Origin of the sequence: Shimia sp. MMG029, from assembly GCF_027947445.1 — a bacterium.
GTDB lineage: Bacteria > Pseudomonadota > Alphaproteobacteria > Rhodobacterales > Rhodobacteraceae > Shimia.
Genome location: NZ_JAQJIM010000015.1, coordinates 17,599 through 30,551 on the forward strand (window position 1 = coordinate 17,599; position 12,953 = coordinate 30,551).

A 12,953-nucleotide genomic window follows, 5' to 3' on the forward strand; every position below is an offset into this window, starting at 1 on the left:
CCACCAATTGGGGCGGCGCTTTACATTTTTTGGACGCGCTGACGATGCGAAGCAAAGGAGCTTTGCGAGCATTGTGAAACACGATGATATGCTGCCTATCGATCGGTCTGGCCAAATTCAGGCCGTGTACGTTGCGGCAACCAAATCGATTGCGATTGTTTCGCGTGTTGGAATTGATAGCATCAGCTCCTAATTGGGAGGCACTGTTATGGAACATCGCGCGACCCTTCGTCGAAAACAGTGAAGAAACACGTGCATAAGAAGATCTGAGGCAAGTTATGGGCGATACTCGTTTTACCAGACGACAGGCGATTGTCGCATTGCTGGGAACCAGCGCATTGGCTGTTGGTGGGGGTCTTTGGGCTTTCAGTGCACCGTCCACTCAGACATTCAAAGCAAGTGAAACGATTGCAGATGCGCCCTTCGCGCATGGAGTCGCCAGTGGCGACCCATTGCAGGACAGGGTTGTGATTTGGACCCGACTAGATCCTGAGAGCGTACCTGGTGAAACGGCCGAGGTTGCGTGGGAGATGTGGGATGCAGAAGATACCTCTGCAGTTTGGAGGGGTGTGTTTGCGACCAACGCGGAGCGAGATTGGACAGTCAAAGTAGATGTGGCGGGCCTCGTACCCGGTCGAAAATACGTCTATCAATTCCTGTTTGGCACATATGTTTCAAAGCAGGGTATGACGTGCACCCTACCTGCAGGTAGGGTTGATCAGGCACGCTTTGCGGTTGTGTCCTGCTCTAACTGGCAGTTTGGTTATTTTAACGCGTACGACCATATCGCAAGGTCTGGTCACTTTGATGCGATGATCCATCTTGGTGACTATATTTATGAATATGGTCAAAGCGAGAAGTCCGGCAAACCAAAGGATGGCGCAATACGACTTCACGATCCAGCGCATGAAATCATTACACTGGACGATTATCGCAAGCGGATGGCGCAATATCGCAGCGATCCTTCATTGCAACGCGTCACATCGGTGATGCCCTTGATCGCCATCTGGGATGATCATGAGACGGCCAATGACAGCTTTGTAGCTGGTGCTGACAACCACCAGCCTGAAGAAGGCGCGTGGCTCGTTCGGCGTGATGCTGCTTTGCAGGCCTATTTCGAGTGGCTGCCAGTAAGAGAACCGGCGACGGGTCAATCCCGCACTGATCAGTTCCGGGCATTTGAATGGGGCGATCTTGCAACTATTGTTGCGCTCGAATCCCGCTTAGTCGGGCGCCAGGCGCCCATCATCATCGATGACTATTTCGAGATGTTGTATGGCGAAAATGGGGCTGAACAGTTCAACAAGGTGCTAAACGACCCGGCACGCGATATGTTGGGGCAAGCCCAGCGAGATTTTGTAGCGCAGACCTTTGGGGCGTCAAAGTCTGCCGGCAAGCCTTGGCGCCTTTTGGCCAATCAAGTGGTTATGGGGCGGGTGCAGACACCCGATTTGAATCCTCATGTGACACAGGAAGCCATTGATCGGATACGTCCGCTTTGGTCGGGGATCGATAATTTTGTCAAGCTGTCTGGATTTAGGCTGCCTTTCGATACCGATCGATGGGACGGCTATCCAGCTGCGCGCAAACGACTCTATGACCAACTGGCGGACGTAGGTGTCCGCGATATGCTCGTCGTCACGGGTGACGCTCACGAATACTGGTTGAATGACCTGACCGATGATGCAGGAGCAAAAATGGGTGTCGAGATTGGTACCACCTCTGTGACCTCGGGAACGTTGAAAGGTTTTTTGGGGTCGGCGACGGAAAGCTATGCACTGCTGATGACGCGCGAGAATGAGGACGTGCGATATTACAACCCGTTGTATAATGGATATGTAGATTTAACCCTGACCCCACGCGAGGCTATTACCCGCTGTGTTGCAATAGATACTGTGCGTACGACATCCTACGGCGCCTTTGAGGGAGCTCGTTTTACAATCCGTCATGATGCTGAAAGCCTTAAGTTTGTGCGGCCTTCGGGTTTGAACGTTAAGCAGTATTCGTTATTTCGAGGCTGGGCTTAGCGCTTTGGCCCTTTTGACTTGGGGGTAAGGTCCTTTGTGGGGGAATGTGTCGCGTGACATGTTCAAGTGTCTCACAATAAGGCTAAGCTTGGCGACTTCTTGCGACTTCAATAGGTGCGCCAAATTTCTGCCAGGCGTCATATTGAGACAGGAAAATCTCGCCGTTGAGCACCTCAATCAGATGCGAGCGCTGCAGCCGGTCCATCACCGGTCCTTTCACCTCTGATAGATGCAAGCCCACTCTCATGTCTTTCAGACGGCTGTTAATGGCCTCCAGACTTTCCAAGGCGGAATAGTCCACTTCATTCACCGCTGAGAACATCAACACCACATCGCGCACCTCGCAGCCGGTAGTGACGCGGCGCTGGATCAAATCCTCAAGGAACCGCGCATTGACGAAGTAGAGACTCTCGTCCACCCGCAACGTCACCAGTTCGGGTACGGTCTCCACCTCATGACGGTGGATATTGCGAAAATGCTGCGTGCCCGGCACCAGCCCCACCTCCGCTACATGGGGTCTGGAGGTCTTGTAAAGATGCAGCAGCACAGAGATGGCCACGCCACTGGCCACACCAACCTCCACACCCAGCCCCAGCGTCAGCAGGATCGTGGCCGCCACCGCGATGAAATCCGCGCGAGAATACGCCCATGTCTTTCTCAGGATCGAAAAATCCACCAGCGCAAGTACTGCTACGATGATTGTCGCGGCAAGCGTTGCCTTTGGCAGGAAGTACACAAGAGGGGTCAGCGCAACCGCCGCTGCTGCCAGCCCCACTGCCGTAAAGATCCCCGCTGCAGGGGTTTCTGCGCCGGCATCAAAATTGACCACCGAGCGGGAAAAGCCGCCGGTGACGGGAAAGCCCCCGGTGAACGCCGCCCCCAGATTGGCCGCCCCCAGTCCAATCAACTCCTGATCCGGATCAATGCGCTGGCGCTTCCTGGCCGCAAAGGTCTGCGCCACCGAAACACTTTCCACAAACCCGATGATCGAAATCAGTATGGCGGGCAGTAACAGCGCGCCGATAAGATCACTGCTCAGCCCCGGCAGGGTCAGCGGCGGCAGGCTTTGCGGCACATCGCCAACAATGCGCACGCCCTCTTCCCCCAAATTCAGCCCCCAGACCGCAAGCGTGGTCGCCACCACCGCAAAAACCGGGCCACCCTTGGCCAGAAGATCAGTCAGCAGCGGCCCCGTCCCGAGCTTATTCAGAAGCGGCTTCAGGTTGCCGCGTACCCAAAACAGAAAGCCCGCGGCCAGAACGCCAATCACCACTGTGATCCAGTTGATCTCATTCAGGTGCTGGGCAATCGACAACAGCATCTCCGGCAGCGTATGGCCATGGGCGCTGACGCCCAGAATATGTTTGAGCTGGCTGGCGGCAATCAGGATGCCCGAGGCCGTGATAAAACCGGCAATCACCGGATGGCTCAGGAAATTCGCTAAAAACCCGAGGCGCAGCACCCCCAAAAGCACCAGAAACGCGCCGGACAGAAACGCCAGCGTGAGCGCTGCAACCGCGTACCCAGCGGTCCCCTGCTCGGCCACCTGCCCGATGGTTGACGCGGTCAGCAAGGATACCACCGCCACCGGCCCCACCGCCAAAGCGCGGCTGGTGCCAAAGATCGCGTAAAGGATAATCGGCGCAATCGAGGCGTAAATGCCTGCCTCCGGCGGCAACCCCGCCAACAGCGCATAGGCCAGCGACTGCGGGATCAGCATGATCGTTACGATTACCGATGCGATCAGGTCGTTTGACAGCGCGTTCCGGTCATAGCGGCGCCCCCAATCAAGAATGGGAACAAACCGGTGCAGGGGGTGGGACATTGTGTTTTCCGTCATCTGAGTTTCACGGGCCTCTGCCCATCGCATAGGCCTACGCCCGCCCATCGCGAATAGGAGCAGGCAGGCGCGACGCTGGCGGGATGCGCCTTAGTTCGGAGCGACTTTGATCTTCTTCGGTTTTGCCAGCCACTCCTTCCCCTTGAGCATGGCCTTCCAGTAAATCGGTGGCAGCATGGTCTCCTTCAAAAACCAGGCCGCGCGGCTGGGCTTGGTGCCATCCAGCAGGAAGGTGGGGAAACTGGGCTTGAGCACGCCGCCATAGCCAAATTCCGCCAACACAATCTTGCCGCGCTCTACCGTGAGCGGGCAGGAACCATATCCGTCATAGGCCGAAGTTGGCGAGCGCCCCGCAATATCTGCCACGATATTGTCGGCCACAGTTGGCGCCTGTTTGCGCGCGGCGGCAGCGGTCTTGGCGTTTGGCGCGTTCATCACATCGCCAAGGGACCAGATGTTGTCATAAGTCGTGTGGCGCAAGGTGGCCTGATCCACATCGACCCACCCCGCGGCATCGGCCAAGGGCGATACCCGAATGAAATCCGGCGCCACTTGCGGCGGGCAGACATGCATCATGTCAAAGTCGACCGAGACCTCGGCTGGTTCGGTCTCTGGCTGGGCCACGTTGAACGTGGCCTTCTTCGCAGCCCCGTCCACCGCAACGAGGTTGTGGAAGAAGTTCAGGGTTGCGTCATATTTCTCCACATATTGCGAGAGCGCAGGGACATAGTCCTTCACCCCGAAAAGCACCCCGCCAGCATTCATGAATTGTATGTCGATGTTCTTGAGCCGCCCATTGCGGTGCCAAGCATCTCCGGAAAGATACATCGCCTTCTGCGGTGCCCCCGCGCATTTGATCGGCATCGGCGGCTGGGTGAACAGCGCACGCCCCCTCTGCAAATCCTGCACCAGCTGCCAGGTATAGGGCGCCAGATCATAGCGGTAGTTTGAGGTCACACCATTGCGGCCCAGTGTCTCCTCAAGGCCTTCGACCGCTTCCCAATCCAGTTTCAGGCCAGGGCAGACAACCAGCCGGTCATATTTCACAACCCGGCAGCCATCCAGAATGACCGCGTTGTTTTCCGGCTCAAACGCCGCCACCGCGGATTTGATCCAATGCACGCCTTTGGGGATGAGAGATCCCATGGTCTTGGCCGTTGTTTGCGCCTCAAATACGCCGCCGCCTACCATGGTCCAGCCGGGCTGATAGTAATGGATGTCAGCAGGATCAATCACCGCGATATTGAGGCCCGATTGCCGTGCCTTCAGGCTGGCGGCAACCGAGATGCCCCCGGCGCCAGCGCCAACGATCACCACTTCGAAATGCGCGTCTCCGGTATCTGTGGGAGTTGTGCCTCCATTGGCAATACGCCGCGCCACGCCGTTCATGTCATAGCCCGCCGCTTTGGCGACCACGAGAATCTCCGCCATCGGGCGCGATTTGGACTGATGGAAAGACCACAGTGTTGCCGAGCGTGTTCCGGTCCGGCAATAGGCCAGAACCGGGCGCTGGACCTCCTCCAAAACCGCGCCAAATGCGGCCACATCCTCATCGCGCACCATGCCCGATTGCACCGGCACATAGCGCGCCTCGATCCCTGCGGCCTTGGCGGCGGCCTCTATCTCCTCAAAGGAGGGCTGATCGCCTCCCTCGCCATCGGGCCGATTGCACAGAATGGTGCGAAAGCCCTGCGCGGCAATCTCGGCAATATCATCGGCTGCAATCTGCGGGCTGACCGAAACCTGATCGGCTAGTCGTTTGATGTTCATGTGAACCCCTCCTCCGGGCGGTTTTGGCGGATCGCGCGCCTCAACGCGCATCGTCGCTTACAGGCCGTTGACCGGCACTTTGAGCATCGGATTGCCGTCTTTATCGGTCGGCACTTCGCCTGCGCGCATGTTCACCTGCAGCGATGGAATGATGAGTTTTGGCATCGAGAGCTGCGCATCCCGCTCGGTGCGGAACTTGACAAACTCTTCCTTGGTTTTGCCTTGGCCAACGTGAATATTGGCCGCTTTCTGCTCCGCCACCGAGGTTTCCCAGGCGATGGCACGGCCGCCGGGTCCATAGTCGTGGCACATAAACAGCCGCGTCGCATCCGGCAGCGCCAGCACTTTCATAATGCTCTCATAAAGCTCTTCTGCTGAGCCGCCGGGAAAGTCACAGCGGGCAGAGCCGCCATCAGGCATAAAAAGCGTATCCCCGACAAAGGCCGCATCTCCCATCACATGCACCATGCAGGCGGGCGTGTGCCCCGGCGTATACATCGCAAAGCACTGCATATTGCCGACCATGTAGGTGTCGCCATCCTCAAACAGCGCATCAAACTGCGACCCGTCGCGCTGAAATTCGGTGCCTTCGTTGAACACTTTGCCAAACACATTCTGCACCACGGTGATCTTGGAGCCGACCCCGATTTTCCCGCCCAACCGCTCTTGCAGATACGGCGCCGCGCTCAGGTGGTCGGCATGCACATGGGTCTCGATGATCCACTCGAGCTTAAGGCCCTGTGTTTCGATCTGGCGGATCAGCGCGTCTGCGTGATCAAAGGTGATACGCCCCGCAGCATAGTCGATATCCATCACCGAATCCACGATCGCGCAGCTCTTTGACGACGGGTCTTTGACAATGTAGCTGATGGTGTTGGTCGCCTCGTCAAAGAACGCCTGAACCTCAGGTTTCACAGTGATGTTGACGGGATAATCAGTCATAGGTTTCTCCTCCTCAGGACGCGCCCTGCGCCCTTGGTCTTCCAAATCAGTGACGGCATGCGGGAATGCGTATTGCCTGAAGGCGCGCCTCGGCAGCCGCACCGCTGGCGCGCAGCCCCGGCAATCTCCCTGCCGAAGTCAAACGCCTCTTGGTGCGGTGCAGAGCACTTAAGGCAGTCTCAAATGGGATGCCCCTTACGCCCTTGGCCTGCGTATGGATTAGCAGTCGCGGCAGGTCTTAAGGCCGACGATGCGGTAAAGCGGGCAATTCCCGACAAACGCTGTCAGCGTGAAAACAGCGGCGACAGCTAGGGCAATCCAGAAAAGGACACCGCCAATAACGCCTGCAACCAGCGCCAGATACACCAACGCCGCCGCGATGATCAGGCGGCCGCCGCGGTCGATCATTCCCATGTTCTTCATCATTTTCGTCTCCAGGTCGAATCGTTGCGTAGCCACATTCGCATGCGGCGCGCGGAGACTTTGGTGACATCGTCACCAAGCGCCAATATTTTCCACAACGTGGACATGTTCAATAACGTGCAGCCGTCGATTTACCGACTTTGGTCTGTGGCTTGGGCGCTCTGCTATTTGCAGTTGAAATTTAGCTGTCATCTTTTGACAGACAAGTTCTATCCGTTTGACGCAGTTTTGTTTGAGGACAGTTGCTAGCGAGGCCCGATGGATTTGAGGTTCAACTTGGCAACAAGCCTCTAGTCCTTGAGGCGCGCTTCCGAAAGCTGATCTAGAATGCGGTCAAACATTTGCACCAAGGGCAGTGTTTCTTTTTCCAGTTCTGCAAAGTGCATTCCACGTAGCAGCAGAGCTTTCAGCATAGTTGGATGTGCGCCGACACGGTCGGAGTGTTCAATTTCCTGACGCGTATACCATCGGCCGCGTTTCAAAAGGTGCCGACCAATGCGTCGGGTTCTTAGGGCAATCAGAAGTGTCGTCATGAGATTGAAGCGGCGGAGAACCACGGACGCCGCAAGGCCATGAAATTCCTCGATGCGCTTCGCAAACAATGGGTAAATATCTGAAAAGGCGAATGCATGAAACTCGTCGGCGGCAATCCATGCCAAGTCTTCAAAGCCAGCGCCGACAAAACTGTCTTCAAAGTCAAACCACCCGATTGTGCCCTCGGCTGCTACAGAAGCATTCGCGACTCTGTTATCCCACTTCAGAAAGCTGGCGTCCGTTGGGTTGAATTCTTTTGATACGCTATCTGGTTCGAATCCAGAGAGTGGCACACCAAAAACTTCGGCCGTTCTTAGCGGCCCATCGCAGAAGTACTTTCGTTTTTCCGGCTTGGCGAACAAGACCGGGACTTTAGCTTCTGGGAGTGGTCGACCAATCTCCAATTGGTAGTTGAATACAGAGACGATTGCCTGATCAAAAATCTTCAGTGCTGCGTAAGGATCCAATGCGCTGAGTTTATGGGCTAAACTCATGGATCCCATATCAGTCTGAAAGAGGAAACCGTTTTGCTCGCCAAGCAGCTGTGGAAAGTGGTCCGTACAGGGGGCGACGTATTCCAATATACGCTTTTCTAGCGCTGCTCCTTTGGTGTTGCGTCGACGGGATGCGATGAGTGTTCGATCTTGTAGATGTACTCGAAAAATCGAGCGATCCCGCCCTCCTGGACAGCTTGCCCGGATCACAGGAACACCAAAGTGTGTTTCCGTCGCCGCGATGAGTTCTGACACTCTCACCCCGGCAACGGTTTCTAAGTCCTGCAATTTTGACAATGCATTGGCCATTAATGCATATGTCTTTCTCGGGCGATTGGTTTGAGCGCATCCGGCGATGAGCTGACCAAGTGCTGTTTGTTACGCTGTAGGCGGTCTAACAGCGAACGAAGCTTGGCGCCTCTTGGTGTGGTGCGCGCAAGAGTTGGTATGCCGCTCTCGTCCCCAGTTTTAAGTTCCGGGAAGATTTCGAAAATTTCGTCACGCGCCACAGGGGAAAGCGATTTGAGCGCTTCAGCACCTGTGAAGAGCGTTTCGGTAATCGCGCCTTCGGACCAAACGAGTTCGTGATTTTCGCACAGAAAGTGATAGTAGAACACGCCATCCGGATTGTCTTCGATCACTTCAATTCCATCAAACTTGGTTAGTTTCTTGGCGGCAATCAAAACTTCCTTTTGCCCAAACATGCGTTCTGCAATCTTTGAGGAAATCAAGACTCTGTGTTGTGGGCTAACAATCAGATCTCGGTTTGGCAGGCCTGTCCCAAGCGCTCCGGCACAAATACGTACGGGTTTTAGGTGCGGGCGCATATCCAGCTCTTCGGCAGGAATATGTCTGCATCCGATCCAGCGAATTGCCTGAGCGCCTCTGTCTTTGGTTGAGATCAGGTCTCCTGCATTTAGCGCGTCGACCGCAATGTCGCCATTTGGTGTCAGTATGCGCGTTCCTGCAGTGAAACAGACAACAGTGAAATTGATCTCTTCGAAATTCTCAAAAGAGATGTTTCCTATTTGACCACTCTCGTCGCCGGAGGTGATTTGATACGTGCCGCGCGGGAAGATTCCTTGAACATTCCCATCAAGGATGTCGCGCAGAGTAGGTTGACCCTGTCCGCCGAACTGGATCGTTTGACCTTTCGAAGAGGTGAATACACCAGTGGCACTGTTATCCAAACCTGTAATGGTCGAGACATCGGTGACGGCTGTGGTCAGGGTTATGGAATCATCGTTGGCTGTTTCATCAGCGACGTAATGCTCAACGGAGGAAAGCGTGTCACGTCCGCCAGTGCCAAGCTTATCAACATAGCCGCCGCCGGCATTGTCAATGTAAGCGTCAATGTGATCATCATCTGGATCAGCGCTTTTGTAAGTATCACGGTCTGCTCCACCATCGACCGTATCGTGGCCCTCACTACTGACAAAGGTATCGGAGCCATCCTGGCCGTAGAGCCTGTCGGAGCCCTCGCCACCGTCGATCAGATCGTTGTCACCGCCACCGATCAGATAATCGTTGCCGCCGTCCCCTTCCAGCGTGTCATCTCCAGCACCGCCCTGAACAAGGTCATTGCCGCCTCCGCCTTCTACGCGATTGTCTCCACCATCGGCTGTGATCCAGTCATTGCCGCTGGATCCGATGGCGTTTTCGAAGTTGGTCGCAGTTTCATGGCCGACAACCTGATTGTTGTGATTGACGAGAGATACCCCTCCCGTGGCCATGTCAAAACGGACATAGGAAACACCATCCCCATTGGCACCATCAAAGGACACCGTGTCGTTGCCGGCGCCCCCATCTTGATGGTCAATGCCTTGGCCACCAATCACGAGGTCATTTGAGTCGCCACCAAAGAGCCTGTCGTTGCCACCACGTCCATCAAGGGTGTCGTTTCCGCCTCCGCCTTTCAGTTCGTTGTCGCCGTCTGTACCAGAAATTTTGTCGTTGCCCCGACTACCGATGGCATTTTCGAAATTGCGCACGGTTTCCACATCAGGGCCACCGTTCAAACGACCGGTCCCTGCCTGCAGATCCAATTCGACGAACTCCGCAGCTGTACCGAAGGAGTTTTCATAGGTCACGGTATCAATACCGTCCCCCCCGTCCATCACATCGGAGCTGTGGCCCCCATCGACAAAGTCGTCCCCGTCGCCGCCATTGATCGTATCCGCACCGTCGTTGCCAAACAGGATATCGTTGTTGGCCCCACCGTCCAGAGAATCATTTCCGATGCCTCCGGTTAGCGTGTCGTTTCCGCGCCCACCAAGCAGCGTGTCATGCCCGATTCCACCATCAACGATATCATTGCCATCCCCGGCATCGACCCAATCATCGCCATCTTCGGCGTAGATGGTATCATTCCCCGGCTCAGAAGGGGCCTCGACAACGGATACATTGTCCACCTTACCATCACTGGTCTGGTGTTTTCCGGTGGCGGTTGTATTTGTAATCCGCAGCGTGGTGTTGGGCGTGGTGGCGGTGAAGGTGAAACTGACCTTCTGTGTGGTGTTGTTCTGAACGGCAACGGACTCCGAGGAAATCACATTGCCATCGGCATCCAAAACATCGATGCGGAAACCGTGATGGGCCACGCCACCGTTGTTTTCGTAAAGATCCAGAGACACCGTGTGTTCCGCGCCAATGTTGGTCGCGAAGGTTTGCTGGATTGCATCTCTACCTGCGGCCCGACCGCCGGTGTTGAAACGGGCGTCGCCACTGATATATGGAACAACGCCGTCGCCGTTTCCGTCAATACGCTGCCAGCCTGCACCACCCTGGCTGAAATTGCCATTTGTGAGCAGGTTGCCCGTGTTGCCACTTTCATTGTCACCGTAGATGCGATCATTGCCGAAACCAGCGCGAATACTATCATTGCCGCCACCGCCAAAGACGGTGTCATTGCCCGTACCGGCGTCGATGGTGTCATTCCCTGCATTGCCTGCGACCACATCATGGCCAGAGCCAGCTTGCACCACATCATTACCACTGCCAGCATCGACATAATCGTTGCCAGATCCGGCATTCACCGTGTCGTTGCCACCATTCGCGTAGATGATGTCGTCATTACCGCCTTCCGTTGGCAGGCGGGCATCGTTTGAATCAACGCGATCTCCGTCGCTATCTTTGTAGCCGGGGAAAATATTGTCGTTGCCATTGCCGCCGCGTACGACACCGTCTGGACCAAGCTTTAAGGGGCCTAACGAATTGCCACCGCCACCGCTGCCACTTCCGCTTCCGCTGCCACTTCCTCCAGACATAGCTATTCCCCTATTTTTGGCCGTTCAAAGATCGAATTCCGCGTTTGTCTGAATTTGGACTGCAAGGAGCGAGGTCGTTTTCGGTTCCTCTTGCGCCAAATTCGTCATCTATCGTTCCGCTAACTTCAAACTAAACATTTGTAAATAAAAGATTAGTCACGCAAATTTCAGACATAATGATGTCGTTTTTTGACCATATGCGTCGGTTCAGAGGGTGGGGGGCTTTATTGTTTCGAAGCCGAGTACAGTCTCGGGGCTGGCACATAATTATTATACCAAAAATCGCATTTTTCTGATTCGTGAGGATGGTCAGAGCTGTATTGCTGGGCTTGAGAAGGCATGTATCTGCCTTCCCAGTTGTTTTTTTGCATCGCCTTATGCAGGCTGGAACTCATATGAGTTGATGCTGTCTTGCTTCATCTCAATTGAGAACCCCGGCAATGAGGGGGCAAGGTAGGCCCCGTTTTTGACAACACAAGGGTCGACGAAGTGCTCGTGAAGATGGTCGACGAATTCGATGCGCCGATCGTCTTTCTCTCCGCAAATTGCTACGTAGTCGATCATCGACATATGTTGCACGTATTCGCAAAGGCCGACACCACCTGCATGCGGCCACACGGGCAGTCCATACTTATGTGCGATCAACATCACAGCCAGCACTTCGTTCAGTCCACCCATGCGGCAGCTGTCAATTTGCACCACGTCGATTGCGCCAGAGACAATCAGCTGTTTGAACATGATGCGGTTTTGGCACATTTCGCCGGTTGCTACTTTGATGGGGGCAACGCCTTCGCGGATCGCTTTATGCCCCAAAACATCGTCGGGGCTGGTGGGTTCTTCAATAAACAGAGGTTTAGCGAACGCCAACGTGTTGACCCAATCGATTGCTTGGTCAACATCCCACACCTGATTGGCGTCGATCATGATATTCATCTCTTCGCCCAGCTCTTCGCGTGCGATTTTTAGGCGACGAATATCGTCTTCCAGATCCCGGCCAACTTTAAACTTGGTATGGGTAAATCCAGCGTCTTTCGCTTCTCTGCAAAGGCGACGCAGTTTATCATCGGGATAGCCCAGCCACCCAGCAGACGTCGTATAGCAAGGGTATCCCTCTGAAAGCAGCTTATCGATGCGGTCCTGTTTCCCTGCTTCAGCCTTGCGCAGGATAGCGAGAGCTTCCTCTGGGGAGAGCGCATCTGTGAGATACCTAAAATCGATCAGCCGTACGATCTCTTCTGGGCTCATGTCGGAAACGAGTTGCCAAACCGGTTTGCCTGCGTTCTTTGCCCAAAGATCCCATGCCGCATTGATGACCGCGCCTGCGGCCATATGGATGGCGCCTTTGTCTGGACCGATCCACCTAAGCTGGCTATCGCCCGTGATGTGACGCCAAAAACGCCCCATATCTTCAATAATCCAGTTTAGTTCCAGTCCTTTGATCAGAGGTACCAACGAATTGAGAGCTGTCACACAAATTTCATTGCCGCGTCCGATTGTGAACGTCAGGCCATGCCCTTCATGTGCTCCGTCTGTTTCCAGCACGATGTATGCGGCTGAATAGTCGGGGTCTGGGTTCATTGCATCTGAACCATCAAGGCTTTCAGACGTGGGGAACCTCAGATCGTGTGTTCGAATTCCGGTAATCTTTGTCATTTTG

At 55.1% G+C, this 12,953-nt stretch carries 8 protein-coding genes; 1 reads left to right on the forward strand and 7 read right to left on the reverse strand.

Going from position 1 to position 12,953, the window contains the following annotated elements; all coding sequences use genetic code 11:
• Window positions 1-278: 278 nt before the first annotated feature.
• Window positions 279-2,027, forward strand: a complete 1,749-nt coding sequence (locus PJL69_RS19725) for an alkaline phosphatase D family protein (RefSeq protein ID WP_271311219.1) — start codon at window positions 279-281, stop codon at window positions 2,025-2,027.
• 82 nt (window positions 2,028-2,109) lie between these two features.
• On the opposite strand, the gene PJL69_RS19730 is transcribed toward PJL69_RS19725, so the two are convergent.
• The 7 genes from PJL69_RS19730 to PJL69_RS19760 form a co-directional block, all read right to left on the reverse strand.
• Entirely contained in the window at window positions 2,110-3,867 is a 1,758-nt protein-coding gene (locus tag PJL69_RS19730) for a SulP family inorganic anion transporter (protein ID WP_271311220.1), read from the reverse strand.
• A gap of 90 nt (window positions 3,868-3,957) precedes the next feature.
• On the reverse strand, window positions 3,958-5,637 hold the full coding sequence (locus PJL69_RS19735) for a bifunctional protein tyrosine phosphatase family protein/NAD(P)/FAD-dependent oxidoreductase (protein ID WP_271311221.1): 1,680 nt from the start codon (window positions 5,635-5,637) through the stop codon (window positions 3,958-3,960).
• A gap of 57 nt (window positions 5,638-5,694) precedes the next feature.
• Window positions 5,695-6,579, reverse strand: coding sequence for an MBL fold metallo-hydrolase (locus PJL69_RS19740; RefSeq protein WP_271311222.1), 885 nt, complete (start codon window positions 6,577-6,579; stop codon window positions 5,695-5,697).
• A 219-nt stretch (window positions 6,580-6,798) separates the two neighbouring features.
• Window positions 6,799-7,005: a YgaP family membrane protein gene (locus PJL69_RS19745; protein WP_271311223.1), complete on the reverse strand. Its 207-nt coding sequence runs from the start codon at window positions 7,003-7,005 to the stop codon at window positions 6,799-6,801.
• Between the two features lie 287 nt (window positions 7,006-7,292).
• Window positions 7,293-8,339, reverse strand: a complete 1,047-nt coding sequence (locus PJL69_RS19750; protein WP_271311224.1) for a hypothetical protein — start codon at window positions 8,337-8,339, stop codon at window positions 7,293-7,295.
• On the reverse strand, window positions 8,339-11,296 hold the full coding sequence (locus PJL69_RS19755) for a Hint domain-containing protein (RefSeq protein ID WP_271311225.1): 2,958 nt from the start codon (window positions 11,294-11,296) through the stop codon (window positions 8,339-8,341). The genes PJL69_RS19750 and PJL69_RS19755 overlap by 1 nt, the downstream gene beginning before the upstream one ends.
• A 375-nt stretch (window positions 11,297-11,671) precedes the next feature.
• Window positions 11,672-12,953: L-fuconate dehydratase (locus tag PJL69_RS19760; protein ID WP_333781893.1), on the reverse strand; the 1,282-nt coding region annotated here is incomplete at its 5' end.